Source organism: Actinomadura sp. WMMB 499 (assembly GCF_008824145.1).
Classification (GTDB): Bacteria; Actinomycetota; Actinomycetes; order Streptosporangiales; family Streptosporangiaceae; genus Spirillospora.
Map to the genome: position 1 here is coordinate 309,079 of NZ_CP044407.1, position 26,685 is coordinate 335,763.

Genomic DNA, 26,685 nt, shown 5'->3' on the forward strand with positions numbered 1-26,685 from the left:
CTGGTCACGCCCGTCTCCCCCTGTGCTCCCCGTCGGCCGCGGATCCGCCCGCGTCCGTGCGCCCCGGCCCGTCGCCCGGTTCCCGCTCCGTCGTACTCCCCGACGTGTTCTCCGGCTTGTTCTCCGACTTGTTCCCCGGCTGGTTCCCCGCCGTCGCGCCGTGCAGCGCGGCGACGATCGTCTCGGCGCTGCGCAGCCCGATGCCCGGGACCTCGGCGACCTGCTCCGGCGTCGCCTCCCGCAACCGCTTCACCGAACCGAAGTGCTTCAGCAGCGCCGAGCGCCGCGCCGGGCCCAGACCGGGAACACTATCGAGTTCGCTGAAGGTCATGGCCTTGGAACGCCGCTGCCGGTGGAAGGTGATGGCGAACCGGTGCGCCTCGTCGCGGAGCCGCTGCACCAGGAACATGCCCTCGCTGTTGCGGGCGAGGATCACCGGGTCGGCCTCGTCGGGCAGCCAGATCTCCTCCAGCCGCTTGGCGATGCCGCACACCGGGATGTCCTCGATGCCGAGCTCGTCCAGGGCCCGCTGCGCCGCCGCGGCCTGCGGCGGGCCACCGTCGACGACCACCAGGTTGGGCGGGTAGGCGAACTTGCGCGGCCTGCCCGTCTCCGGGTCGATCGGCGTTCCCCCGCCGTCCGGCGTCCCTCCGGTCTCGGCCTCCGGATCGCCGAGCGAGTCCAGCTCGCCCGTCCGCTCGCTCTCGGCCAGGTAGCGGCGGAACCGGCGGGTGATCACCTCGTGCACGGACCGAACGTCGTCCTGCCCCTCCACCGCCTTGATCGTGAACCGCCGGTACTCGCTCTTGCGGGCGAGCCCGTCCTCGAACACGACCATGGACGCCACGACGTTCGTGCCCTGCAGGTTCGACACGTCGTAGCACTCGATGCGCAGCGGCGCCTCGTCCAGCTCCAGCGCCTCCTGCAGCTCCCGCAGCGCCACGCTGCGGGTCGTCAGGTCGCCCGCGCGCCGGGTCTTGTGCTGCTTGAGCGCCTCGTGCGCGTTGCGCTCGACCGTCTCCAGCAGCGCCTTCTTGTCGCCGCGGCGCGGCACCCGCAGCCGGACGGGCCCGCCGCGGCGCTCGGCCAGCAGCTCGGTCATCGGGTCGGGTTCGGGCGGGAGCTCGGGCACCAGCACCTCGCGCGGCACCGCCTCGCTCTCCCCGTAGATCTGGATGAGGAAGTGCTCGACCAGATCGGCGGTCGTGACGTCGTCGACCTTGTCCACGACCCAGCCGCGCTGCCCGCGGATCCGGCCGCCGCGCACGTAGAACACCTGGACGGCCGCGACCAGCTCGTCCTCGGCGAACGCGATCATGTCGCAGTCGGTGCTCTCGGGCAGCACCACCGCCTGCTTCTCCAGCGCCCGCTCCAGCGCGCGCATGTCGTCGCGCAGCCGCGCGGCCCGCTCGTACTCCTGCTCGGCGGCGGCCTCGCGCATCGCGGCCTCGATGCTCTTGATGAACCGGCCGGTCTCGCCCGCCATGAACGCGCAGAAGTCCTCGGCGAGCGCGCGGTGCTCGTCCGGCGACACGCGGCCGACGCAGGGCGCCGAGCACTTGCCGATGTCGCCGAGCAGGCAGGGGCGGCCGAGCTGGTGCTGCCGCTTGAACACCCCGGCGCTGCACGTCCGGACGGGGAAGACGCGCAGGAGCTGGTCGACCGTCTCGCGGATCGCCCACGCGTGGGAGTACGGCCCGAAGTAGCGCACGCCCTTGCGCTTCGCCCCCCGCATCACCATCACCCTGGGGAAGTCCTCGCCGAGCGTGACCGCGAGATAGGGATAGGACTTGTCGTCGCGGTAACGCACGTTGAACCGGGGGTCGAACTCCTTGATCCAGGAGTACTCGAGCTGCAGCGCCTCGACCTCGGTGGCGACGACCGTCCAGTCGACCTTGCCCGCCGTCCGTACCATCGTCTGGGTGCGCGGGTGCAGGGCCGAGAAGTCGGCGAAGTAGGAGTTCAGCCGGGAGCGGAGGTTCTTGGCCTTGCCCACGTAGATGACCCGGCCGTGCTCGTCGCGGAACCGGTAGACGCCCGGGGACTCCGGAATGGAGCCGGGTGCTGGTCGGTAGGTCGCCGGATCTGCCACTCTCGAAATGCTAGTGGGCGGGACCGACACGTCGCGCGTCCCGCCCGCGCCGGTGACCGAGATCTCCGCACCGGGACCGTATAACCGCAAACCGGTCGGAAAGTATCGTTGAACTGCTCTTTTCGTACTCACTGAGGAGGTCGTGGCGCCCGTGTCCGCTTTCTGGGCCTGGACCGTGCTGGGCACCGCCGTCGCCGTCTGCGTCATCGTCGTGGAGGGCGTGCGGCGGTTGCTGGCCGGCCGGCTGTCGGCGCGCTGGCCCGCGGCCGGCAACGTCGCCCGGCGCTGCGCGGCGCCCGCGTTCGTGTTCGCGGTGGTCGCCAGCGTCAGCGGCGCGATGCCGTACGAGCACCTGTGGAACGGCGGCCAGCAGGTCGTGTCGCACGCGCTGCGCATCGCGGCCATCGGCGCGACCACCTGGCTGGTGCTCCGCATCATCTACGCGCTCACCGACCCGCCGCTGGAGCGGCTGATGGAGGTCGGCGGCGACCGCAACCGGCGCGCCCGGCGGACCCGCACCCAGATGCTGCTGCTGCGCCGCATCGGCGCCGCCGTCCTGATCGTGCTGGCCGTCGGCGCCGCGCTGTTCACCTTCCCGGCCGTCCGCGCGATCGGCGCCGGGGTGCTGGCCTCGGCCGGCATCGTGGGCGTCGTCGTCGGCATCGCCGCCAAACCGGCCGTGGGCAACCTGCTCGCCGGGCTGCAGCTCGCGTTCGGCGACGCCCTCCGCCTGGACGACGTCGTCGTCGCCGGGGGCGAGTGGGGACGCGTCGAGGAGCTGACGCTCTCCTACGTGGTCGTGCGGCTCTGGGACGACCGCCGGATGATCTTCCCGGTGTCGTACTTCACCGAGCAGCCGTTCGAGAACTGGACCCGGTACTCCACCCGCCTGTACGGCTCGGTCGAGCTGGCCGTGGACTGGTCGGTCCCCCTCGATGAGCTCCGCGACGCCCTGCACGCGTACCTGCGCGAGCACCCGCTGTGGGACGGCCGCGACTGGGCCCTGCAGGCGACCGACGTCCTGCCGAACGGCCTGGTGAAGCTGCGCGCGGTGATGACCGCCGCCGACTCGGGCGCCACGTGGGATCTGCGCTGCGACGTCCGCGAGCACCTGATCGCCCACGTCCGCGCGCACCACCCCGACGCGCTCCCCCGGTTCCGCACCGGCCCGGACGGCTTCGTCCCCGGCGGCGCCGATGAGGGCGCCGCCGGGGACGGCGACGGGCCCGCCCCGCCCCCGGACGGCCGGGTGCACATCGTCAAGCCACGGTGAGGCCGTCAGGCCAGGGTGGGACCGTCAGGCCAGGGTGGGACCGTCAGGCCAGGGTGGGACCGTCAGGCCAGGGTGATGTTCCCGCCCTGGACGGTCACGTTCCGGCGGGGCAGCGGGTCCTCGGCGGGCGGCTGCACCACCGACCCGTCGGTGATGCTGAACTTGCTGTTGTGGCACGGGCAGACGATCGTCCCGCCGGACACGGACCCGACGCTGCACCCCTTGTGGGTGCACTCCGCCGAGAACGCCGTGAACTCGCCCTGCGCGGGCTGGCACACGACGACCTTCGCGTCCTCGAACACCTTGCCGCCGCCGACCGGGATCTCCGCGGTCGTGGCGAGCGCCTGCCCGCCGGGGGCCGCCCCGCCGGTCCCGCCGGCCCCGTCCGTGCCGCCGGTCTCGCCGGACCCGCCGCCCGCCGTGTCGTCGCCCCCGCCGCACGCCGCCGCGAGGCCGGCGACGCCCGCGAGGCCGGCGCCGACGAGCAGCGTGCGGCGGGTGGCGGTCGCGTCTCCGTGCGTCTCCTGTGCCATGTCGAACCCTCCGGTACCTGTGATCGCGTTCCGTCACCGGAGAGCACGTGTCCGCGCACGGGATGGTTCAAATCCGAACAGAATCAGCCGACGACGATGATCGCGTCCCCCTGGACCCGCACGGGGTACTCGTTGAGCGGCTGATCGGCGGGCCCCTTCTGCACCGACCCGTCCGTAATCTTGAATTCGCTGCCGTGGCACGCACAGTTGATCAGGCCGCCCGACACCCGGCCGACCGTGCATCCCTGGTGCGTGCACACGGCCGTGAATGCCTTGAACTGCCCCTGCTCGGGCTGCGTCACCACGAGCTTGGTGTCGCCGAACGTCTTGCCTCCGCCCACCGGGATCTCGGAAACCTTCGCGATCTCCTGCCCCTTCAGCTCCTCGACCGGCTTGGTCTCACCGCCGGACCCGCAGCCCGCGAGCACGGCCGTCGCACCGGCGGCACCGGCGCCGCACAGCACGGCGCGCCGCCCGATCCCCGGAATCCCGGCCGACCCCGCGTCCTCGCGCGCGGCTCCGGGCGTCTGTTCGTTGGTCATGCTCCAATCCTCGTGGACGCAGCGCGGTGCCCCGCACCGACCCCCGTCCGCGCTCGTCCCGTCCGGACCGAATACGGGCACGGTCAGCCGAGGATTTTGGTGAGGAACTGGCCGGTGTGGCTGCCCTCGACCTTCGCGACGTCCTCGGGGGTGCCCGCGGCGACGACCGTCCCGCCGCGGGAACCGCCCTCGGGGCCCATGTCGATGACCCAGTCGGCGGTCTTGATCACGTCGAGGTTGTGCTCGATGACGATGACCGTGTTGCCCTTGTCGACGAGGCCGTTGAGGACGCCGAGGAGCTTGTGGATGTCCTCGAAGTGCAGGCCGGTCGTCGGCTCGTCCAGGACGTAGACGGTCCGGCCGGTGGAGCGCTTCTGCAGCTCGGAGGCGAGCTTGACGCGCTGCGCCTCGCCGCCCGACAGCGTCGGGGCGGGCTGGCCGAGCCGGACGTAGCCGAGCCCGACGTCATTGAGGGTCTTCAGGTGCCGGTGGATCGCGGTGATCGGCTCGAAGAACTCGGTGGCCTGCTCGATCGGCATGTCGAGCACCTCGGAGATCGTCTTGCCCTTGTAGTGCACCTCGAGGGTCTCGCGGTTGTAGCGGGCGCCGTGGCACACCTCGCAGGGGACGTAGACGTCCGGCAGGAAGTTCATCTCGATCTTGATCGTGCCGTCGCCGGAGCAGTTCTCGCAGCGCCCGCCCTTGACGTTGAAGGAGAACCGGCCGGGCTGGTAGCCGCGGACCTTCGCCTCCGTGGTCTGCGCGAACAGCTTGCGGATGTGGTCGAACACGCCGGTGTAGGTCGCCGGGTTGGAGCGCGGAGTGCGCCCGATCGGCGACTGGTCGACGTGCACGACCTTGTCGAGCTGGTCGACGCCGTTGACCCGGCGGTGCTTGCCGGGGACGGTCTTCGCCCCGTTCACCTTCTTGGCGAGCGAGTTGTAGAGGATGTCGTTGACCAGCGTGGACTTGCCCGACCCGGACACGCCGGTGACCACGGTCAGGATGCCCAAGGGGAAGGCCACGTCGACGTTCTGCAGGTTGTTCTGCTGGGCGCCCTTGACGGTGACCTCGCGGCCCCTGGTGCGGGGCCGCCGGATGTCCGGGACGGCGATCTCCCGCCGCCCCGACAGGTACGCACCGGTGAGCGACTTGTCCGACTTGAGCAGCTCGTCGACGGTGCCGGACACGACGATCTCGCCGCCGTGCTCGCCCGCGCGGGGACCGATGTCGACGACCCAGTCGGCCGCGGCGATCGTGTCCTCGTCGTGCTCGACGACGATCAGGGTGTTGCCCATGTCGCGCAGCCGCAGCAGCGTCTCGAGCAGCCGGTGGTTGTCGCGCTGGTGCAGGCCGATCGAGGGCTCGTCCAGCACGTAGAGGACGCCCACGAGCCCGGAGCCGATCTGGGTCGCCAGCCGGATCCGCTGGGCCTCGCCGCCCGCGAGCGTCGCGGACGCCCGGTCGAGCGTGAGGTAGTCGAGCCCGACGTCCAGCAGGAACCCGAGCCGGGCGTTGATCTCCTTCAGCACCCGCTCGGCGATCTGCTTCTCGCGGTCGTTCAGCTCCATCGCGAGCAGGAACTTGGCGCACTCGCCGATGGGCAGCGCGGCCACCTCGGCGATCGACATCCCGCCCATCGTGACCGACAGGATCTCGGGCTTGAGCCGGGCGCCCTTGCAGGTCGGGCACGGGATCTCCCGCATGTAGCCCTCGAACTTGTCCCGGCTGTAGTCGCTCTCGGACTCGGCGTGCCTGCGCTGGATGTAGGGGATCACGCCCTCGAACGCCGTGTAGTACGAGCGCGTCCGGCCGTAGCGGTTCTTGTAGCGGACGTGGACCTGGGTCTCGTGCCCGTTCAGGACCGCCTTGCGCGCCTTGTTCGGCAGCTCGTCCCAGGGGGTGTTCAGGTCGAAGCCCATGGCGTCGCCCAGGGCCGAGAGCAGCCGCAGGAAGTAGTCGCTGACGTGCCCGCCGGACCACGGCTGGACGGCTCCCTCACCGAGGCTCAGCTCCCCGTCGGGGATGACGAGCTCGGAGTCGACCTCCATTCGGGTGCCGAGACCGGTGCAGTCGGGGCAGGCGCCGTAGGGCGAGTTGAAGGAGAACGAGCGGGGCTCCAGCTCCTCGAACGACAGGTCGTCGTACGGGCAGTAGAGGTGCTCGGAGTACATCCGGGTGCGCTGCTCGTCGTCCTCCGGCAGGTCGACGAAGTCGAGGAAGATCGTGCCGCCGGCGAGGCCGAGGGCCGTCTCCACCGAGTCGGCGAGGCGCTGCCGGGCGGAGGGCTTGACGGAGAGCCGGTCCACGACGACGGAGATGTCGTGCTTCTCCTGCTTCTTCAGCTTGGGCGCCTCGTCGAGCCGGACGAGCCGTCCGTCCACCAGCGCCCGCGAGAAGCCCTTCGACTGCAACTCCCGGAACAGTTCGAGGTACTCGCCCTTGCGGCCGCGGATCACCGGGGCCAGCACCTGGAACCGGGTGCCCTCCTCCAGTTCGAGCACCCGGTCCACGATCTGCTGCGGGGCCTGCTTGCTGATCGGCCGCCCGCACTCGGGACAGTGCGGATGCCCGATCCGCGCGTAGAGCAGGCGCAGGTAGTCGTAGACCTCGGTGATCGTCCCGACGGTCGACCGCGGGTTCTTACTGGTCGACTTCTGGTCGATGGAGACGGCGGGCGACAGGCCCTCGATGAAGTCGACGTCCGGCTTGTCCATCTGGCCGAGGAACTGCCGCGCGTACGCCGACAGCGACTCGACGTACCTGCGCTGCCCCTCGGCGAAGATCGTGTCGAACGCCAGGCTCGACTTGCCGGAACCCGACAGACCGGTGAACACGATCATGGAGTCTCGCGGGAGGTCGAGCGAGACGTCCTTCAGGTTGTGCTCGCGTGCTCCACGCACGATGAGTCGGTCATGCACGGCGTTTCCCGGTTCCCCTTCTGGGCGCGGCGATGCGGAGTGGGAGGACGCACCGTCCCCGAAGTCCATAACAGCGCTGGTCGCCGCCGCATTTCCTGGTGTCCCCCGCCCGTCCCGCAGGGAGCGGACGGCACCATCGCACCGTACACGTGTTCGAACACCCCCGCCACCGGAACGCGCACGCCGCCACGTGCGGCCCGGGAGGTCAGGCGACCGGCTCGTCGAGCCGCTCCCGTGCGGCATGGGCGGTGGCGGCCACCAGGAGCGTGGATGGCGCGGGGAGCCCCCCGCGCCCAGCCTCGCCGCCGACGGTCACTCGTCGTCGAGGGCGTATTCGAGGTAGCGGTCGGCGGAGCGGCGGACGGCGTCCTTGCCGTCGGTGTAGACGATCTTGCGCCACCAGGCCCCGTAGACGCGGTCGAAGTCGTAGGGCTCGAGGAGGCGCAGCGCGCGGCGGACGGTCCGGGGACGTTCCGGGATGTAGTTCGGGTACGAGTACATGAAGCTGACCCAGTCGCGGTCGTTGACCACCTGCAGGATGTCGCCGGAGAACAGCGCGCGGGCGTCCCGCCAGTGCAGGACCTGCCCGCCGTCGAAGTGGACCCCGGCGTTGATCAGGGTGACGCCGTCGGCGATCTCGCGGGTGTCGCCGGACCAGAAGACGACGGCGTCGTCGGGACGGGCGATCCAGCGGCGGTCGGCCTCGTGGATGTAGACCGGCGCGTCGAAGGCGTGCGCCCATTCGATCATCGTGCCGTAGTAGTGCGGGTGGCTGATCGCGATGGCGCTGATGCCGCCGAGGCCGTCGATCTCGCGGATCAGGTCGTTGTCGATGTGGGTGATCATGTCCCACAGGACGTTGCCGGCGGGCGTGCGCAGCAGCAGCGCCCGCTGGCCGATGGCGATGGACGGCTCGGTGCCGATGCCGACGACGTCCAGGCCCTCCTCCTCGATCCGCGCGCGGTGGCCGGCGGCCCGCAGTTCCGCCAGGCTCGTCCAGCGCTGCCCCTCCCAGCCGACGTACTGCCGCTCGTCCTCGCAGATCGGGCAGTCGGGACGGGGCGCGCCGTACTGGACGCCGCAGGTGACGCAGATCGGAAATTCCATGATCGGCATTGTGAACGGGAGGGTGCCGGGGTGCAACGCGGCGCGCACCGCCGCCGGTGGGGCAGGATGGACGGTCGTGAGCACCTCGAAGTTCGCCCGCGACATGATCGGCGAAGTCGGCTCGGGCGCCGACCGCATCGCCGCCACGCTGTCCGCGCTGGACGACGCCGCCCTGCGCGCCCCCTCGGCCCTGCCGGGGTGGAGCCGCGGCCACGTCGCCACGCACATCGCCCGCAACGCCGACTCGCTGTGCAACCTGCTGGAATGGGCCAGGACCGGCGAGGAGATCCCGCAATACCCCAGCGTGGAGCGGCGCAACGCCGACATCGAGGCCGGGGCCGGACGGGGCGGCGACGAACTGGCCGAGGACGTGCGGGCCGGCGCGGCGCGGTTCGAGCAGCTGGCCCGTGACCTGCCGGAGGACGCCTGGGACCGCACCGTCCGGGCCATGGCGAGCTACGCCCATCCGGCCTGGTACACGATCCTGCGACGCTGGCACGAGGTCGAGGCCCACCACGTCGACCTCGACGCCGGGTACGGGCCGGACGACTGGCCCGAACCGTACGTCGACTGGGCGGCGCGCAGCACGCTGACCGACCTGGCGGCGCTGCCCCGCGAGCGGATGCTCGGCCTCGCCGGCCACCGGATCCCCGCGACCGACCTCGGCGCGTCGGTGGTGCTCGGAGAGCCGAACGGCGCCGAGGCGTCCGGGACGGGACGCGCGCTGCTCGGCTGGCTGAGCGGGCGCTCGGACGGCTCGGGCGTGACCGTCCGGCCGGCCGGAGCGCCGCCGGAGCCGCCGCCGTGGCCGCACGCGCCCGCGGGGTTCCCGGACGCCTGATCCGAGTACACCTACTCGCGGTCGGCGAGCCGGTGCAGGGGATCCGCCGACCGGACGACGATCATGTTGCGGGCGACGGCGAGGCCGCCGCGGACGGGCTCGGCGGCCAGGATCTGCGCGACCTTGCGGCGGCCCATCCCGGCCCAGCGGCCGAGGTCCTGCTGGCTGACGGGGAGCCGCACCTCGACGCCGTCCTCGTCCCCGCTCCCGGTCCCGGCGCGCGGGGCGCCGAAGCGCGACATCAGGCGCAGCAGCCGGCCGGCGAGGCGGCGTTCGGGATCGTCGGGGAAGTGCGCGATGCGCAGCTCGTTGGCGTCGCGGAGCCGCTCGGCGAGGACGGCGGCGACCGCCCAGGCGGTGCCGGGGTGGGCGTCCAGGACGCGGCGGAACCGGTCGGCGGTCAGGACGGTCGCCTCCACCGGGGTGAGCGCCTCGACGTTGGCGTGCCGGACGCCGCCGTCGACGGCCTCGAGCTCGCCGACCGGGTCGCCGGGGCCGAGCACGTCCAGGATGGCGACGTCCCCGGCCCGGTCGACCCACACCTTCACGGCGCCGGAGTGCAGGACGAAGACCTGGGACGTGTGGGTGTGCTCGCGCATGAGGAAGGCGCCCGGCTTGAGCATCACGGTCGTGCCCTCCTCGCGCAGGGCCTTCCGGGCGCGTTCGGGCAGCGCGTCCCAGAACCGGGTGGTCTCCATGTCGCCTCCTCGCGGGCCGGCCGGGGCCCCGGCCCCGGATCCAGTCAACGGCGCGGCACGGCGCTGGACCGCGTATTTCGTCACATGTCGAGTGATCTATCCGATTCGAGCCACTTGTCGAGGGCGCGGACGCGCCGGGCGCAGTCCGCGGCGGCGTCCGTGTCGCCGAGCGCGCGGTAGGAGGCGCCCTGCAGCCGGAGCGCCTCGCGCCGCCCCGGATGGTCGTCCATGTCGCGCCGGATCGCGATCTCGGCGCCGAAGTGCGCGGCCGCCCGCGCGTGCTCGCCGAGCAGCCGGCACGCCCGCGCCATCACGTGCAGCGCGTACGCCTGCTCGCGGGCGTCCCCGAGTTCGGTGGCCAGGTCCAGCGCGCGCCGTCCGGTCTCCAGGGCGTCCCCGGCGCGGCCCAGGTCCAGGTGGACGGCGGCGAGGTGGACCAGCGCCGTGCCCTCGGCGTACCGGTCGCCGGCCTCGGCGATGAGCCGCAGCGCCTCGAGCCCGGCCCGCAGGGCGTCGTGCGGGCGCCCGCTGCGCCGCAGGACCATCGCGAGGGTGTCGGTGCCGACGCCGAGCCCGTGCCGGTCTCCGGCGGCGCGGCGGATCCCCAGCGCCTGCCGGGCGGCGCGCTCGGCGTCCTCGGGCAGGCCGAGCCGCAGGTAGGTGCGGGCGAGGCTGCCGAGCGTGCCGGCCAGGGCGCCGCGGGCGCCGAGCCGGTGCCACAGGTCCAGCGCCTCCAGGCCGAGGACGAACGCCTCCTGCGGGCGCCCGAGGCGGCGCATCACCACCGACAGGTACTCGAGGTCGCTGGCCTCGCCGTGCCGGTCGCCGATCTCCCGGCGGACCTCGAGCGCGTGCAGGAGGTGCTCGCGGGCCTCCCGGTGGCGGCCGAGCCGCAGGTGGACGACGCCGATCTGCGCGAGCGTCTCGGCCTCGCCGTGCCGGTCCCCGACGTCGCGGTGCAGGCGCAGGGCGTCGCCGCAGTAGGTGAAGGCCTCGGCGAACCGCGCGGCGTCGCACGTCAGCATCCCGAGTGCGGTCAGCGCGCGCGCCTCCCCGTGCCGCGCGCCCAGGGCGCGGTAGGTGCGCAGCGCCTGTTCGGCGTCCTGCATGGCCAGGTCGCGCTGGCCGAGGGAGGCGTGCATGCGGGCCAGGAGGGTGAGTGCCTGCGCGGCGCCGAGCTGATCGGCGTGCTCCTGGCGGATGTAGAGGGCCTCCAGGGCGTGCAGGACGGCGTCCCGGACGTTGCCCCAGCGGCGGTGCACCCGCGCCAGAGTGAACAGGGTTCCGGCGACGCCGGGCATGTCGCCGATCCGCCTGCGTATGGCCAGCGCACGGTCGGCGTGCTCGAGCGCCCGTTCGTGGTCGGACAGGCCCAGGTGCGCTCGGGCGAGCGTGTCGTGCGCCTGGGCGACGCCCCCGTCGTTCCCCAGCTCGCCGTGGGCGGCCAGGGCGCGGCGGGCGTGGTCGATGGCGGTCGGGTAGCGGCCCAGCGCGTCGTGCACGTCGGCGAGCGTGGCCAGGGTGGCGGCCTCCCCGTGCCGGTCGGGCGGGTCCGCGGCGCGGAAGCCGCGCCGCGCGTCCTCGGCGTACCCGACGGCCTGCGCGGCGCGGTCGAGCTCGACGTGCGCGACGGCGAGGTCGTGCAGCATGACGGCCGCGGCCGCCCAGTCCTCCTCGGCGCGGGCGGCGCGCACGCCCGCCTGCAGGACCGCGACGTTGTCCTCCCCGTACCGCCGGAGCCGCTGGAAGTCGAACAGCGCGTCGGCCAGTTCCCAGCACGTCCGGTGCAGCCCGAGCCGGGCCGCCCGGTGCACCGCCGCGACGAGGTTGCGCCGCTCGGCCTCGAACCACTCGAGCCCGGCCGCCGGCGCCTCCGTGCTCGCATCCGGCACCGGCGCCCCCGCCGGACGGGACGCCGCCCCGGCGCCCGCGCCCGGCGGCACGCCCTCGCGGGCCGCGCCGCCTGCCACCGTGGGGCGCGCGGGCGCGCCGAGCCGCTCCCCCGCCGCCCGCGCCCCAGCGAGGTAGCCGGCCAGCAGCCGCCGCTGCGCGGCCTGCAGATCGCTGTCGGCGTCCTCGACGAGCGCCCGCCCGCGGGCGAACTCGCGCAGCAGATCATGCATGCGGTAGCGGCCGGGCGCCGCGTCCTCGACCAGGTACGCCTGCCGGAGCCCCTCCAGGCAGTCGCGCGCGTCCTCCTCCGGACGGTCCTGGAGCGCGGCGAGGGCCGCGGCCGTGAAGTCGGGGCCGGCGACGAGCCCGAGCCTGCGGAACGCCTCCCGCTGGTCGAGCCCCAGCCCCCGGTAGGCCACCTCGAAGGTCGGGCCCAGGACGCCCTGCAGCACGCCGCCGCGCGCGGCCGTGCCCCGGGCGCCGCCCCGCGCCCCCGCGCCGGACACCCCGGGCGCGGTCTCCTCGTCGTGCGCCGTCAGCTCCCGGACGGCGTCCGCGATCGACTCGTCCGGGTTCTCGGCGAGCCGGCCGGCCATCACCGCCAGGGCCAGCGGCAGCCGGCCGCACTCGTGGGCGAGCCGGGCCAGCGGCCGCCGCTCGCCCGCGACGCGCGGGTCCCGCGGCCCGAGCACGCCCGCGATCAGCTCCTCCGCCTCGTCGGCCGCCAGCTCCCGCAGCTCCAGCGTGCGGACGTCAACGCCGCGCAGCAGCGGCGGGAGCCGCCGGCGGCTCGTCACCACCACCAGCCCGGACGCGGCCGCGGCCAGCAGCGGCCCCACCTGTTCGGGACCGGCGGCGTTGTCCAGGATCAGCAGCATGCGCCGGTCGGCCAGCAGCGAGCGGCACCGCGCCGCCAGCCCCGCCTCGGTGCGCGGCAGCTGGTCGCCGGGGATGCCCGCCGCGCGGAGCACCTGCCCCATCGCCTCGCCGGGAGTGAGGGGCCCGCGGGACGTCCCGCGCAGGTCGGTGAACAGGATCCCGTCGGGGAACCGCCCGGCCGCCCGGTGCGCCCAGTGCAGCGCCAGGGCCGTCTTGCCGACCCCCGCCATCCCCTGGACGACGACCGCGCGCGGCCACTCGGCCTGCGCCACGAGCATGTCGAGCTTGCGCAGGCTGACGTCGCGTCCGGTGAAGAACGGGTTGTCCGCGGGGAGTTCCGGCTCGGCGGGCGCGCCGCCGGACGGCTCCAGCCGCACGGGCTCGCGCGCGGCGATCCCGCCCGGTTCGTCCGGCTGCGCGGGGGCGTGCTCGACGGCCGGCCACTCGTCGCCCCACGGGCCGGCGGCGCGCCGCAGCCGTTCGGGGTCGAGCACGGTGAGCAGGCGGTCCCGCCAGGCCAGGATCCCCTTCTCCCGCCACTTGCGGAACCAGCGGACGAGCGTCTCGCGGGAGATCCCCGCCCAGTTCGCCAGCTCGGCCTGGCTGAGCCGCAGCGGGACCTCCAGGCCGCGCGAGGTGCGCTCCCCGAACCGGTGGACCAGCTCCAGCAGGTGGTAGGCGAGCCGCTGCGGATGGTTCGCGGCGCGCACCGCGTGGCGGCGGCCGCCGTGCGTGACGATCTGCGAGACGGTGTGCATCATCGCCTCGGCGACCCGCGGGTTGGCCGCCAGCAGGCTGCGGAACTTGCGGCGCTCGACCCGCAGCGCGACGACGTGGTCGAGCGCCGCGACCGTCCCGCGCTGCGGATGCCCCCACGGCCCGAGGACGCCGACCAGGTCCCCTGCCCCGAACAGCTCGATGATCGACTGGTCGCCCTCGCTGGAGTCCACGAACTCCTTGGCCACGGCGTTGCCCGCCGCGCGCGGCACCTCCTTGAACAGGACGTAGACGGCGGGTGCGGCGACGCCCTGGTGGCACAGCGTCCCGCGCGGCGGGATCGCGGTGGTGCGGCCCATCGCCCGCAGCGCCTGCCGGTCCGCGGGCGCGAGCCGCGCCCAGAAACTGCCCGGACGCACGCCGTGCTCCGGATCGTGGTCCGGGCCGTGGTCCGGGTCGGGCCCGAGGGGCTGCCCGAGAGGCCGCCCGAGGGGGACGTCCAGCACGGTTCACCCGCCGCCCGCCGCCGCCGCGAGCGTCCAGAACAGGAACAGCACCGCAGACGTCACGGCCCACGCGAGCGCCTGCCAGGAGAGCTCCCCGCAGCGGTGCGCGGCCGACAGCAGCCGTCGCAGCTCCCGGTCCAGAACCGCCTCGTCGAGCGCGGCGGCCGACGCGAACGTCTTCCACGGGACCGCCGGGTCCAGCGGCGCACCGGTGCGGCCCCGGACCTCGCCGAGCACCGACAGCAGCGTCCGGCGGGACCGGACGGCGAAGGCCGCCGAGATCGCGAACGATCCGGCCAGCACCGGCAGCAGCGCCAGCGCGGTGACGCCGGGCGGGCCGGCGGCCAGCCTCGTGGCGGTCCCGACCAGCACCAGGGCGAGCAGCATCGCCGCGATCGCGGCGTCCTGCCCGCAGAGCCGGACCAGCGCGCAGGCCTGCCCGAGGACGTCCTCGGGCGGCTCCGGACGCGGTCCGGGACGAGACGCGGTGACCCGCCGAACCACCTGCATCGTCGTACCGTCCTCTCGGTCGAACCGATCTTCCACCGCCATGGTGCGGCGGCGCGCGGCGGTTTTCCGCCCACTAATGCACGGTTCGGCTGAGTCTCGTGACTCAACCCCGCCGCGCCCGGACGGCGGCCCGGCCGTGACCGCCCCCGCCGATGGGGGAAGATGGTCGTCCGGCATCGCACGCGGCCTTCGAGGGAGGACCCATGACCTACACGGGGAACGTCGAGCCCGGCGGACGGCCCGACGTCCGGGAACTGCCGGGACTGCGGGTCACGAAGGTCTCGGTCGGCCCGTACGACAACAACGCCTACCTCCTGCGCTGCACCGCCACCGGCGAGCAGTTGCTGGTGGACGCGGCCAACGAGGCGCCCCGGCTGCTGGAACTGGTCGGCGACGGCCCGCTCGAGCGGATCGTCACCACCCACCGGCACCAGGACCACTGGATGGCGCTCAGCGAGGTGGCGCGCGCGACCGGCGCGCCCGTCGTCGCCCACCCCCACGACGCCGAGGCCCTCCCCGAGCCCGTCGCCGAGCCCGTCGAGCACGGCGACGTCGTCCGGGTCGGACGCGCCGCGCTCGAGGTGATCCACCTGCGCGGGCACACGCCGGGCTCGATCGCGCTGCTGTACGACGCGGGCGGGGAGCTCGCCGACCGGCCGCACCTGTTCACCGGGGACAGCCTGTTCCCCGGCGGCGTCGGCAACACCTGGGGCGACCCGACGCTGTTCAAGCAGCTGCTCGCCGACGTGGAGGAGCGCGTCTTCGAGCGCCTCCCCGACGCCACCTGGTTCTACCCCGGGCACGGCAAGGACTCCACGCTCGGCCGCGAGCGCCCGGCCGTCCCGGAGTGGCGCGCCCGCGGCTGGTGACCGCGCCCGGCCGCCGCCCCGGCCGGAACAACCGGCGGGGAGTGTTCGTTTCTCAGAACACACTTCCGGCGGCCAGGAGAACGACATCCACGACATCGATGAGGTGGATCCGGGCCCGGCGCTGCATTACCCGGCCGGTTCCCTCGTGCTCGTCGCCGGGCTTCCAGGCGCCGGGAAGAGCACGCTGCTGAACCGGCTCTACGGCCTGCGCGGCGACGAGACCGCGCCGGTGCCCGCCGGGGACGTCCTCGTGATCGACTCCGGCCAGGCGCGGAACTGGTGGGCCCGGCGGCTGCGCCCCCTGCCCGCGGTCCTGCGCACCCCGCTGATCCACACGACCCACGTGTGGCGGATCGGCCGGGCCGTGCTGCGCGGGCGCGGCGTCGTCGCCCACACCCGCGGCACCTGGCCGCACATCCTGTACCTCTTCGCGTGGACGGCCCGCCTGCACGGCGGGCGGCTGCACCTGATCCTGATCGACGTCGACCCCGAGACGGCGCGGGCCGGGCAGATCTCCCGCGGCAGGGTCGTCACCCGCGCGACGTTCCACCGGCACTGCCGCCGCTGGCGCCCGCTGATCGACAGCGCCCGCGGCGGCGCCGTGCCGCCCGCCGCCGGCGTCACCGTCCTGGACCGCAACACCGCCGACAAGCTCCAGGTCATCCGCTTCCACTGAACCCTTGCACCGAACCCTTCCACGAGGCCCGAGCCACGGGGCCCTTTCCACGGGTCCGGCCGCCGAACCGGCCGGCGCGGGCCCCGGTCACCGCGCCCCGGTCACCGCGTCCCGGCGAACCAGCGGGCCACCAGACCGGTCGCCGCCACGTTCGACCCCAGGTGCCGCGACCCCTCGTGGAGCCGGTCGGCCACGTCGACGACCCGCACCCGCGCGCCGCGCTCCCGGAACCCCGCCGCGCAGGCCGCGGTGTTCGCGGTGACCGCCTGCTCGTCGCCGTCCATCCTGTACAGCCGGACGGGCACGCGCGGCGTCCAGGCCGTGCAGACCTCGCCGTCCACGCGCAGGCCCTCGGCGAACGTCCCCGAGGGGTTCCGCAGGAGTTCCAGGCCGCGCGGGGTGAGCAGTTCCTCCAGGGTGCCGGGGAGTCCCCCCAGCATGACGGGGCCGGGCGTCGTGCCGTCGAAGAACTTCTCGACCCGGCCGGAGTACGGCTCCCGGAACAGTTCCGACGGCTCCCGGTAGACGCCGCCGAAGGTCCGGTTCCAGGACGTGAGCAGGTAGGAGACGTACGCCACCCCCATCTTCGGGGCGATCTCCCCGCTCAGCAGCGCGGGCAGCTCCGACCCCCGGAAGTCGTAGGCGCCGCTGATCGGGGCGACCGCGCGGACCCGGAACCGCCGGTCGGCGCCCTCCTGCAGTGCCCGGGCGAGCCCCAGCGCCGACGACGCGCCCTGCGAGAACCCGGTGACCAGCACGTCCCGCTCGAGCACGTGCCCGGTGCGCGGCGCGAACGCGCGCGCCGCCCGGAGCATGTCCAGCGACGCCGACGTCTCGGACGGCACGTGCTTCCAGGGGTGGACGCCCGGCCCCGCGCCCAGTCCCAGGTAGTCGGGCGCGACCGCGGCGAACCCGGCGGCGCCGAAGGTGACGGCCGGGCCCCGCGCCCACACGTCGTCGGCGACCGACGGGGCGTCCGGCTTGAAGCTGGTCGTCCCGTGCGCGTAGGAGACGGTGCGGAGCCGCCGCTCGCCGGTGCGGGGCACCACCAGCAGGCCGCTGGCCGTGGCCGGACGGCCGTGCGCGTCGACCGTCCGGTACACGAGCCGGTAGGCGTCCACCCCATGCCGGACGGACGCGGTGTCGAAGTTCGTGCTCGCGAGCCAGGGGCGCACCTCCGCGGCGGTCATGCCGCCGAGGTGCCGCGCGGACACCAGGCTCCCCCGCGGGGCGTGCCGGTGGTCCTGCCCGGCGGCGGACGCGGCCGCCGTGCGGCCGGTCGCGGGCGCGGCCGCGTGGGCCGCGGCCGGGCTCGCGGCGCCGACGGCGGTGGCGGCGCCCGCGACGACGGCGCCCGCGGCGAGGCCGGCGGCGATGCGGGGAGCGGGACGGAACATGGGGCCTCCTCGATCCGGTACGGTCCCGCAAGACTCCACGGGACGCTCTCGCCCGCACCACGCCCGCATTGGTGATCTCGAACCCGCTACCTGAGCGGGTACAAGGTCGCTCCCGGGTGCCACGCCGCCGGAACCGGCCTGGTCGGGAACGAGTTCTTCCGGTTGATGAAATGGCGTGAGACCGGTGGAGCGGGGATTTATAGGGTCGTCGGGCACCGCAACGACGATCACGCGAAGTACGAGGAGACACGAGCATGGCGCAGCAGGTACGCGGAGTCGTCGCACCGGGCAAGGGAGAGCCGGTGCGGATCGAGACGATCACGATTCCCGACCCCGGTCCGGGGGAGGCGGTGGTGGACGTCCAGGCATGCGGGGTATGCCACACCGACCTGCACTACCGGGAGGGCGGCATCAACGACGAGTTCCCCTTCCTGCTCGGGCACGAGGCGGCCGGGATCGTCGAGTCGGTGGGCGAAGGCGTCACCGAGGTCGAACCGGGCGACTTCGTGGTGCTGAACTGGCGTGCGGTGTGCGGGCAGTGCCGCGCGTGCCTGCGGGGACGCCCGTGGTACTGCTTCGACACCCACAACGCCAAGCAGAAGATGACCCTCGCGGACGGCACGGAGCTGTCGCCCGCGCTCGGCATCGGGGCGTTCGCCGACAAGACGCTGGTGGCGGCGGGCCAGTGCACGAAGGTCGACCCGGCGGCGAAGCCGGAGGTCGCGGGGCTGCTCGGGTGCGGCGTGATGGCGGGCCTCGGCGCGGCGATCAACACCGGGAACGTCGGCCGGGGCGACTCGGTCGCGGTCATCGGCTGCGGCGGCGTCGGCGCGGCGTCGGTGCTCGGCGCCCGGCTGGCCGGCGCGGCGAAGATCATCGCGATCGATCTGGACGAGCGCAAGCTCGCCACCGCGAAGTCCCTCGGGGCCACGCACACGATCCACGCGAAGGACGCCGACGTCGTCGAGTCGGTGCGGGAGCTGACCGGCGGGTTCGGCGCGGACGTGGTGGTCGAGGCGGTGGGCCGCCCGGAAACCTACGAGCAGGCGTTCTACGCCCGCGACCTCGCCGGGACGGTCGTCCTGGTCGGGGTGCCGACGCCGGAGATGCGGCTCGAGCTGCCGCTGCTGGACGTGTTCGGCCGGGGCGGGTCGCTGAAGTCGTCCTGGTACGGCGACTGCCTGCCCTCCCGCGACTTCCCGATGCTGATCGACCTGTATTTGCAGGGGCGCCTCGACCTGGACGCGTTCGTCACCGAGACGATCGGGATCGGCGACGTCGAGGCGGCGTTCGAGAAGATGCACCACGGCGACGTCCTGCGCTCGGTGGTGGTGCTCTGATGGCGGCGCGCATCGACCACCTCGTCACGTCCGGGACGTTCTCGCTCGACGGCGGCACCTGGGACGTCGACAACAACGTCTGGATCGTCGGCGACGACGACGAGGCGATCGTCATCGACGCCGCCCACGACGACGGCGCGATCCACCGGGCGCTGGACGGCCGCAGGCTGGTGGCCATCGTGTCGACGCACGGGCACGACGACCACATCGACGCGGCGCCCGCCCTCGCGGACGCCACGGGCGCGCCCGTCCTGCTGCACCCGGACGACCTGATGCTGTGGAGGCGGCGGCACCCGGACCGCGATCCCGACGGCGAGCTGGCGGACGGCCAGGTGATCACGGTCGCCGGGACGGACCTGACCGTCCTGCACACGCCCGGCCACAGCCCCGGCGCGGTGTGCCTGCACGCGCCCGGACTGGGGACGGTGTTCTCGGGCGACACGCTGTTCCAGGGCGGCCCGGGGGCGACCGGGCGGTCGTTCTCCGACTTCCCGACGATCATCACGTCCATCCGGGAGCGGCTGCTGACGCTCCCGGAGGGCACCGACGTCCGCACCGGCCACGGGGACGGCACCACGATCGGCGCCGAGGCCCCGCACCTCGAGGAGTGGATCGCCCGCGGCCACTGACCCCGGCCGCCCCGCGCCCGCCGAACCGCGCCGCTAGGACGGGCCGTCGGCGGGCGCCGCGAGGCGGGTGGGGCGGGTGCGGCCGCGCAGGACCACCTCGTCGCCGAGGGACCAGCGCGCCGCCTCGTCCGGCCCGGCGGCGTCGACGAGCGTCCCGGCGGCGAGCAGGCGCGCGGGCGTGGTCTTGGCGAGGTCGGTGAGGCGGGCGGCCTCGTTGACCGGGTCGCCGATCACGGTGTACTCGAAGCGCTCCTCGGCGCCGATGTGCCCGGCGACGGCCTCGCCCGCGGAGACGCCGACGGCCGCCTCGAGCCCGCCGACCTCGGCGCGCAGCCGGACGGCCAGCTCGCGGCCCGCGGCCAGGGCGCGCGCGGGCGCGTCCGGAAGGTCGAGCGGCGCGCCGAAGATGGCCAGGGCGGCGTCGCCCTCGAACTTGTTGATCCAGCCGCCGTGCGCGCCGACGACCTCGACGACGACGGCGAAGAAGTCGTTGAGCAGCTTGACGACCTCGGCGGGCGGCCGGTCCGCGGCGAGCCGGGTGGAACCGATGATGTCGACGAACAGCACCGCGACCTCGCGCAGCTCGCCGCCGAGGTCGACGCCGCGCTCCACGGCGACGCGGGCGGCGTCCGCGCCCACCTGCCGGCCGAACAGGTCCCGCAGCCGCTCGTGCTCGCGCAGCCCCGAGGCCATGTGGTTGAACCCGGCCTGCAGGAGGCCGACCTCGCCGGCGTCGTAGACGGGCACCTCGACGTCCAGGTCGCCGTGCTGCACCCGGGCGAGGCCGTGCCGGACGGACTCGACCGGGTCGGCGATCGCGCGGGCCGCGCCGTAGGTGACGAGGAAGCCGACGATCAGGGCGATGCCGCCGAGGGTGAGGACGGCGACGGCGAAGTCGCGGACGGTGATCCGGGCGATCAGGAACGAGCCGACCGCCAGGGTGATCAGGCCGAGGATGGGGACGGCGGTGCCGAACGCCCACGCGAGCACGGACCGGGCGACGACGCCGGGCAGCCCGGTCCGCCGGGGCAGCTCGCTGCGCAGCGCGGTCGTCACCGCGCGGCGGAGCAGCCGCTCGGTGATCAGGTAGACGAACGTGCAGGTGGTGAGGCCGCCGAGCAGGCTCGTCAGGCCGAGCTTCACCGCGAGCAGCCACGAGAACGGCAGGTTGATCAGCACCCAGCCGACCGTGCCGATCCCCCACAGCGTCAGGTGCAGGCCCATCAGCCGCAGCGGGCCGTAGAGCAGCAGGGACGCGCGGTTCCGCGGCTCGTCGTGGCGCTGCAGGAGTCGGTGGACGCGGCGGAAGAACCGCTCGCCGAGCAGGAGCCCGACCGGGAGGGCCGCGGCGACGTAGGCGGTGAAGACGACAAGGTTGATCAGCTTGAGGCGGTCGGAGATCCCGCCGACCGGATCGGGGACGACGAGCCCGAACACCACCACGACGAGGGCGCCGCCGAGGTTGGCCAGGCCGGTGGCCACCGTCACCAGGATCCGGGCGCGCCGCGCCACCGCGGCCCGCGAGTCGCCCGGACGCCCGTCGATCAGCCGCCACAGCGGGCCGAGCAGGGTCCGCCGGGGACGTGGCGCGGTCGGCGGCGCGAGCGTCGCGCCCGGCCCCGGAACGGGCGCGGGGCCCGCTTCCCCTTCCGGCTCCCCCGAATCGGTCTCCATGGGCGTGCAGGGTAGCCGGTCCGGCCGACCTGTCCGCCGGTACCGCCCTTATCACCGCAAAGCTGGACGACTCCATCCTTTCGGCCAGATTGACCGGTCGGTCAATCAGGGGACTCTCTCCGGTACCGGACTTGACGCGCTCGACCCCCGGAGGTGGCACATGGACAAGTTCGCATGGCAGGACGGGGTGGCCTTCGTGGCCGGCCTCGTCGCGCTGCTGGCCCCCAACCTGTGGGGCGACGACGCGGGCGAGCAGCCGCTCATGGTGCTCGGCGCCCTGCTCGCGCTCGCCGGCCTGTACGCGCTGCTCGGCGCGCCCGGCCCGACGGCGTGGACGACGACCGCCTTCGCCCTGCTGATCTTCGTGTCGCCGTGGGCCTTCGGCTTCACCGGCTCCGACGCGGCGGCCTGGACGGCATGGATCGTCGGCGCGGTCGCGACTATCGTCGGCCTGTGGGGAGCCACCCAGGTGCGCGGCCGGACGCCCGCCGCGCCCTGAACCAGACCCGAAGCGGTCCCGGACGCCCGCGCGTCCGGGACCGTCCGGCATGCGGGGGGGAACGCCGATGAGAACGCGGACGTCCGGGAAGCACGAGCCCGACCCCGAATGCACGCCGGGCGGCCCGGCGGAGCGCTCGTCGCGTACCCGGATCCTGGACGCGGCCGAGGCGCTGTTCGCCGAGCGCGGCTACGAGGCCACCTCGACGGCCCGCGTCGCGCGCCGGGCGAAGGTCCCCAAGGGCTTGGTGTTCCACTACTTCCCGCAGAAGATGGACGTCCTGGTGGCGCTGATCGACGAGCGCACCGTCGTCGAGGAGCTCGACGCGTCCGGCGGCGGGGACCTGGACGGCGCGGTCCCGGGCGACCCGGCGGGCACCCTGTCGGGGCTGGCCCGCGCGCTGCCGCTGCGGGCGTCGCCCGCGATGCGCCGGATCCTGTTCCGCGAGGCCGACACGCACACGTCCGTCCGGGAACGGCTCGGACGGCTCAACGGCGAGGTGTTCCTGCGGGCGCGGCACGCGCTGGAACTGGCGCTGCCCGGCGCGCGGGGCGACCAGGCACGGCTGGAGGTGGCGGCGGCGACCTTCACGGCGGTACTGATCTACCAGGAGAACCTGGCGAGCCTCACCGGGCAGCACCTCGACCCGGACGCCGTCGCCGAGCTCATCGCGCGCGCCCTCGGCGCCTGAGGCGCCCCGGCGGGCGCCGTCCGCTCAGGTCCGGATGGGCTCGAGCAGCCGGTGCGGGGAGCGCAGGACCCGGCTGACCGGGTCGTCGCGGTGCCGGACGCCCGGCCCCGCGTGGATCTCGAGCTCCTCCATCGGGACGAGCCCGCCGCAGGACGGGCACGCGCCGTCGGGCCGCACCCGCGCGCCGCAGCCGACGTGGACGAACAGGCGGCACGGCTCGGCGGACATGTGCTCCTCGCTCCACCGGGCGAGGGTGTGGACGACGGGCCACAGGTCGCGGCCCTTCGCGGTGAGGACGTAGTCGTTGCCGTCCTTGGCGAGGACCCCGTCCTCGACGAGGGACTGCAGCCGCGCCGACAGCACCGCGCGCGGGATGTCCAGGTGGACGAGGAAGTCGCTGAACCGCCGGACGCCGTAGATGGCGTCCCGGACGATCAGCAGCGTCCAGCGCTCCCCCACGACCTCCAGGGCGCGGGCCAGCGAGCAGTCCTGTGCCGCGTAGTCCTTGCCGAGTGCCATGCGCCCACACTATCCCAGCTTAGGTTCAGTGAACGAACCAACCCGTGCTACGGTCGGCGAGTTCATTGACCGAACCTCCTTCCCTGGAGTGCGCATGACGACCCTGGCGACACCATCGGCCGGCGTGCGCCGCGCGTCCGGCCGCTCCGCCGCCCTCACGCTGCCCGCCGCGGCGACGCTGCTCACGCTGATGAACTACTGCGCGCCCGCGGCGACGCTCGCCGACACCGCCCGCGGCCTGCACGCCGGGGCGACCGCGCAGATCTGGCTGATGAGCTCGATCAGCCTCGGGCTCGCCGCGGCGCTGCTCGCCGTCGGCAGCCTCGCCGACGACCACGGGCGCCGGCGGGTGTTCGTCCTCGGCGCGGCGGGCCTGGCCGTCTCCAGCGTCGCGTGCGCCCTGGCACCGGACGCCCCGACGTTCATCGCCGGACGGATCGTGCAGGGCGCGGCGAGCGCCGCGCTGCTGGCGACCGGCCTCGGCATCGTCGCGGCCTCGTTCGAACCGGGGCCGCGGCGGGCCCGCGCCACCGGCACGTGGGGCGCGATGGTCGGCCTCGGCATCGCGCTCGGCCCGATCGCCGCCGCCGGGCTGACCGTGCTGGGCGGCTGGCGGATCTGGTACTGGGCGACGGTCGCCGCCGCGGCCCTCCTCGCGGTCGTGGCCGCCCGCGCGCTGGAGGAGTCCCGCGCCGAGCGCCCGCGCGGCCTGGACCTCCCCGGCCTGGTCACCATGAGCCTGGGCGTGGGCGCGCTGGTCGCGGCGATCACGTGGGGCCGCACCGGCTGGGCCGCCCCCGGCGTCCTCGCGCTGCTCGCCGCGGCCGCCGTGCTGCTGGCGGCGTTCGTCCTGATCGAGGCGCGGCGCTCCGAGCCGATGGTCGATCTCGCGCTGTTCCGGCGCCCGGCGTTCCTGCTGTCGGTGTCGGGCGCGCTGGTCACCGGCCTCACGGTCATCGGCGTGATGACCTACTCGGCGACCATGATGGCCCTGGTCCTGGGCGTGTCGCCGCTCACGGCGGCGCTGGTCCTCGCGATCTGGTCCGGCCTGTCGTTCGTCGTGGCGCTGCAGGCGCACCGCCTGCCCGCCCGGCTGCCCGTCCGGCGGCTGCTGGCGGCCGGGTTCGCGCTGGCGGGGTTGAGCGAGCTGGCGATGGCCGTGTTCGCGCCGGGCGCGCCGTGGTGGCACCTGGCGCCCGGCCTCGCGGTCGCCGGGATCGCGAGCGGGCTGACGAACGCGATGCTCGCGCGGCTGGCCGTGGACAGCGTGCCCGCCGACCGCGCGAGCATGGGGTCGGGCGCGAACAACACCGCCCGCTACATCGGCGCCTCCGTCGGCGTCGCGATCGTCGGGGCGGTCGCGACGGGCTCCGGGCACAGTCCGTCCGCGCTGGCGCACGGGACGAACGCCGCGCTGGTCGTCTCGGCCGTCGCGGCGCTCGCCTACGCCGCCCTGGCGCTGGTGATCCGGGACCGGCCCCGGGAACACGCCTAGATCGTTGATGGGGGTTGTTGAGTGCCTCGGTCAGTGGTCATAGGCGATCAGTGACCGCTTGACCGGGGCGTCGATGAGCCAGTTGTGCCAGATGGCGGCGTTGAGGGCGCAGATGCGCTGGCACAGGCGCGTCCAGAGCCCTTCGGTGGTGCGTGCGGCGTGGCGTTCCAGTCCGAGCTGGTTCTTCAGGGTCCAGATGACGGCCTCGATGCGCTGGCGCAGCCAGGCCGGGAACACCTTGACAGGCGGCTCGGGCTCGTCCTGGCGCACCGGCCGGATCAGGAGGTGGCCCAGGCCGGCGGCGGTCTTCTCCACCTCGGCTCCGGCGAATCCCTTGTCGCACACGATCGGGCAGGGCCCCGGGGCGGGCGGCCGGGTGTGCAGCAGGTGGATCGCCTGCTTGCGCTCGTCCAGTTCCTTGGGGTGGGCCACGCTGAAAGAGCACACTGCGCCTTCGGGGGTGGTGATCAGCATGAGCTTGGCTCCCCAGTAGAAGGCGTGGTGGGACTTGTCCATGCCGTAGCCGGCGATCTCGCCCAGGGCGGAGCGGTGGACGGTGGTGCGGGAGGCGCCGCAGCGCAGCGGGGTGCCGTCCATCAGCCGCAGCCGGTCGTGCCAGGACGGGATCCGGCGGACCAGCCACGCCGCTGCGGCCGCCAGGGCGGGGGCGGCGTCGCGCAGGTGCCGGTTGTACTCGGACTGGCCGGGCAGCCGGGGGAACAGGTGCCCGATCCGTGCGGGCGCGGTCCGCAGCCACCGGCGCTCGGAATCGCACCCGAGCAGGACCTGGGCGATGGCGACGCAGACCAGTTCGGCGTCGTTGAGGGTCCGGGCGGGGCCGCGTCTGCGGGGCCGGTCGGCCGATCGCAGGACGTGGTCGTCCAGATGGACGTAGAGTGCGGTCAGAAGGGCGTCCAGGTTTGTCTTCACACACTGATCATGGGCGCCCTTCGCCATGCCCGCCGCCGGTTCGGCAAACCCCCATCAACGATCTAGGCGAGGTCCTCGACGAACGCGGCGAGCTGGGCGAGGTTGCGGCACTCGTGCATCTCGACGAGCTCGCCGTAGCGGGACGCGGCCGAGTCGCCCGTGTCCCACAGGCGGCGCGGCTCGGGGTTCAGCCAGTGCGCGTGGCGGGCGCGGTCCACGAGGTCACGCAGGATCGGCAGGGACAGCTCCCCGTAGTTGGACCGGGCGTCGCCGAGGATCAGCAGCGACGTCTTCGGCCCGACCGCGTCGCCGTACCGGTCGGCGAACACCTTGATCGCGTGCCCGTAGTTGGAGCGTCCGGTGATCCAGACGAGGTCGGCCTCGGCCGCCATCCGGGTCATCGCGTCGGCGACGTCCGCGCCCGGCCGGAAGTACTTGGTGATCTCGTCCGTGGCGTCGATGAACGCGAACGCCCGCACCTTGGTGAACTGCTCCCGCAGCGCGAACGTCAGCAGCAGCGTGAAGTGCGCGAACGCCGACACCGAGTCGCTGGCGTCGCACAGCACGACCAGCTCCGGCTTGTGCGGGCGGCGCGGCCGGTAGTGCGTGGTGAGCGGCACTCCCCCGCTGCCCAGCGACGCGCGGACGGTGCGGCGGAAGTCGAGCCGGCCGCGGTCGCCGCGCCGCTGCTTCTGGACGAGCCGGGTCGCCAGGCGCCGCGCCAGCGGGTACACCTCGCGGCGCAGCGCGTCCAGCTCGGCGCGGCCCGCGCTGGAGAAGTCCAGGCGCTCCAGCGGCGGCCGGACGGTCAGCCGCGCGGTCCGCTCGACGCCGGTGTCCTCGGCGATGCGGCGCCGCACCTCACCGGCGACGAGGTCCTCGAACCGGGCGATGCGGTCGGTGAAGGTGCGGCGCGCGACCCGCTCCGCCATGCCGCCGCGCTCCCGCCCCTGCAGGACGGCGTTCAGCAGCCCCGCCATGAGCGTCCCGGGCGACAGCGCGCGCAGGACTCCGGAGGAGAACCACGCGTCCTGCCCGTCGGGGCGCCCGTACTCGGCGACGGCCGTCCGGGCGAACTGCCGCAGGCCCGCGTCATCCCCCGTCAGCAGCAGGTCCGCCAGTTCCTCCCGGCGCAGCCGCACCTGCGGGTCCAGCGGTGCCGGGACCGGGCGCCCGTCGGCGCCGCGGGTCCGCGCGGCACGCCCCGGCGGGGCGCCCGCGCCGTCCCCGACCGCGGCGGGGAACCACAGGTCGAACAGCCGGTCGAACGCGACCCGGTGCGCGGGCCGCTTGACGACCGTGGCGGCGTAGGCGGCGCGCAGCGCCTCCCGGTCGAGCAGGTCGACGGCCTGCATGGCGCGGACCGCGTCCAGGCCCTCGGCGACCGACACCGGCAGCCCGGCCTCGCGCAGCGCCGCGACGAACCCGGTGTGCCGGTCGACGAGCGACGCCAT

Annotated in this window: 22 protein-coding genes; 9 read left to right on the forward strand and 13 right to left on the reverse strand. The window is 74.1% G+C overall.

Going from position 1 to position 26,685, the window contains the following annotated elements; all coding sequences use genetic code 11:
• Nucleotides 1-4: 4 nt before the first annotated feature.
• Nucleotides 5-2,092, reverse strand: a complete 2,088-nt coding sequence (gene uvrC, locus F7P10_RS01500; RefSeq protein WP_151007719.1) for an excinuclease ABC subunit UvrC — start codon at nt 2,090-2,092, stop codon at nt 5-7.
• A gap of 151 nt (nt 2,093-2,243) precedes the next feature.
• Between uvrC and F7P10_RS01505 the strand changes: the two genes are divergently transcribed.
• On the forward strand, nt 2,244-3,365 hold the full coding sequence (locus tag F7P10_RS01505) for a mechanosensitive ion channel family protein (protein WP_254716348.1): 1,122 nt from the start codon (nt 2,244-2,246) through the stop codon (nt 3,363-3,365).
• A gap of 62 nt (nt 3,366-3,427) precedes the next feature.
• Here the strand turns inward: F7P10_RS01505 and F7P10_RS01510 are convergent, their stop codons facing one another.
• The 4 genes from F7P10_RS01510 to F7P10_RS01525 form a co-directional block, all read right to left on the reverse strand.
• On the reverse strand, nt 3,428-3,898 hold the full coding sequence (locus tag F7P10_RS01510; RefSeq protein ID WP_151007720.1) for a Rieske (2Fe-2S) protein: 471 nt from the start codon (nt 3,896-3,898) through the stop codon (nt 3,428-3,430).
• A gap of 83 nt (nt 3,899-3,981) precedes the next feature.
• On the reverse strand, nt 3,982-4,440 hold the full coding sequence (locus F7P10_RS01515) for a Rieske (2Fe-2S) protein (RefSeq protein WP_151007721.1): 459 nt from the start codon (nt 4,438-4,440) through the stop codon (nt 3,982-3,984).
• 83 nt (nt 4,441-4,523) lie between these two features.
• A complete protein-coding gene (gene uvrA, locus F7P10_RS01520) occupies nt 4,524-7,361 on the reverse strand; it encodes an excinuclease ABC subunit UvrA (protein ID WP_151007722.1) in 2,838 nt (945 codons plus the stop codon).
• 312 nt (nt 7,362-7,673) lie between these two features.
• Nucleotides 7,674-8,468, reverse strand: coding sequence for an MBL fold metallo-hydrolase (locus F7P10_RS01525; protein ID WP_218040324.1), 795 nt, complete (start codon nt 8,466-8,468; stop codon nt 7,674-7,676).
• 76 nt (nt 8,469-8,544) lie between these two features.
• Between F7P10_RS01525 and F7P10_RS01530 the strand changes: the two genes are divergently transcribed.
• Nucleotides 8,545-9,309: a maleylpyruvate isomerase family mycothiol-dependent enzyme gene (locus F7P10_RS01530; protein WP_176611263.1), complete on the forward strand. Its 765-nt coding sequence runs from the start codon at nt 8,545-8,547 to the stop codon at nt 9,307-9,309.
• 11 nt (nt 9,310-9,320) lie between these two features.
• Here the strand turns inward: F7P10_RS01530 and F7P10_RS01535 are convergent, their stop codons facing one another.
• The 3 genes from F7P10_RS01535 to F7P10_RS01545 form a co-directional block, all read right to left on the reverse strand.
• A complete protein-coding gene (locus tag F7P10_RS01535) occupies nt 9,321-10,007 on the reverse strand; it encodes a Crp/Fnr family transcriptional regulator (RefSeq protein ID WP_151007725.1) in 687 nt (228 codons plus the stop codon).
• A gap of 80 nt (nt 10,008-10,087) precedes the next feature.
• Entirely contained in the window at nt 10,088-14,002 is a 3,915-nt protein-coding gene (locus F7P10_RS01540; protein WP_151007726.1) for a tetratricopeptide repeat protein, read from the reverse strand.
• Between the two features lie 3 nt (nt 14,003-14,005).
• Nucleotides 14,006-14,512, reverse strand: a complete 507-nt coding sequence (locus tag F7P10_RS01545) for a hypothetical protein (RefSeq protein ID WP_151007727.1) — start codon at nt 14,510-14,512, stop codon at nt 14,006-14,008.
• Nucleotides 14,513-14,715: 203 nt separating this feature from the next.
• On the opposite strand from F7P10_RS01545, the gene F7P10_RS01550 reads away from it, so the two are divergent.
• Entirely contained in the window at nt 14,716-15,381 is a 666-nt protein-coding gene (locus F7P10_RS01550) for an MBL fold metallo-hydrolase (RefSeq protein ID WP_151007728.1), read from the forward strand.
• 103 nt (nt 15,382-15,484) lie between these two features.
• On the forward strand, nt 15,485-16,057 hold the full coding sequence (locus F7P10_RS01555; protein WP_254716349.1) for an ATP-binding protein: 573 nt from the start codon (nt 15,485-15,487) through the stop codon (nt 16,055-16,057).
• A 101-nt stretch (nt 16,058-16,158) separates the two neighbouring features.
• On the opposite strand, the gene F7P10_RS01560 is transcribed toward F7P10_RS01555, so the two are convergent.
• Entirely contained in the window at nt 16,159-17,454 is a 1,296-nt protein-coding gene (locus F7P10_RS01560; RefSeq protein ID WP_218040325.1) for a hypothetical protein, read from the reverse strand.
• 254 nt (nt 17,455-17,708) lie between these two features.
• On the opposite strand from F7P10_RS01560, the gene F7P10_RS01565 reads away from it, so the two are divergent.
• The gene (locus F7P10_RS01565) at nt 17,709-18,794 is read left to right on the forward strand and encodes an S-(hydroxymethyl)mycothiol dehydrogenase (RefSeq protein ID WP_151007730.1); all 1,086 of its coding nucleotides are present in this window, start codon (nt 17,709-17,711) and stop codon (nt 18,792-18,794) included.
• Nucleotides 18,791-19,423 (forward strand): MBL fold metallo-hydrolase, encoded by a 633-nt coding sequence (locus tag F7P10_RS01570; RefSeq protein ID WP_218040595.1) that lies wholly within the window; start codon nt 18,791-18,793, stop codon nt 19,421-19,423. Before F7P10_RS01565 ends, F7P10_RS01570 begins: the two co-directional genes overlap by 4 nt.
• A 33-nt stretch (nt 19,424-19,456) precedes the next feature.
• Here the strand turns inward: F7P10_RS01570 and F7P10_RS01575 are convergent, their stop codons facing one another.
• A complete protein-coding gene (locus F7P10_RS01575) occupies nt 19,457-21,097 on the reverse strand; it encodes an adenylate/guanylate cyclase domain-containing protein (protein ID WP_151007732.1) in 1,641 nt (546 codons plus the stop codon).
• Nucleotides 21,098-21,257: 160 nt separating this feature from the next.
• On the opposite strand from F7P10_RS01575, the gene F7P10_RS01580 reads away from it, so the two are divergent.
• A complete protein-coding gene (locus tag F7P10_RS01580) occupies nt 21,258-21,596 on the forward strand; it encodes an SPW repeat protein (RefSeq protein ID WP_151007733.1) in 339 nt (112 codons plus the stop codon).
• Nucleotides 21,597-21,663: 67 nt separating this feature from the next.
• The gene (locus tag F7P10_RS01585; protein ID WP_151007734.1) at nt 21,664-22,287 is read left to right on the forward strand and encodes a TetR/AcrR family transcriptional regulator; all 624 of its coding nucleotides are present in this window, start codon (nt 21,664-21,666) and stop codon (nt 22,285-22,287) included.
• 24 nt (nt 22,288-22,311) lie between these two features.
• Here F7P10_RS01585 and F7P10_RS01590 read toward each other — a convergent pair whose 3' ends face one another.
• Nucleotides 22,312-22,806: a helix-turn-helix domain-containing protein gene (locus tag F7P10_RS01590; RefSeq protein WP_151007735.1), complete on the reverse strand. Its 495-nt coding sequence runs from the start codon at nt 22,804-22,806 to the stop codon at nt 22,312-22,314.
• A gap of 94 nt (nt 22,807-22,900) precedes the next feature.
• Here F7P10_RS01590 and F7P10_RS01595 point away from each other — a divergent pair, with 94 nt between their 5' ends.
• A complete protein-coding gene (locus F7P10_RS01595) occupies nt 22,901-24,301 on the forward strand; it encodes an MFS transporter (protein ID WP_151007736.1) in 1,401 nt (466 codons plus the stop codon).
• Nucleotides 24,302-24,331: 30 nt separating this feature from the next.
• Here F7P10_RS01595 and F7P10_RS01600 read toward each other — a convergent pair whose 3' ends face one another.
• Together F7P10_RS01600 and F7P10_RS01605 are read right to left on the reverse strand one after the other, a co-directional pair.
• Entirely contained in the window at nt 24,332-25,231 is a 900-nt protein-coding gene (locus F7P10_RS01600) for a transposase (protein ID WP_151007737.1), read from the reverse strand.
• Nucleotides 25,232-25,293: 62 nt separating this feature from the next.
• Complete coding sequence (locus F7P10_RS01605) at nt 25,294-26,685, reverse strand: VWA domain-containing protein (protein ID WP_151007738.1); 1,392 nt, start codon at nt 26,683-26,685, stop codon at nt 25,294-25,296.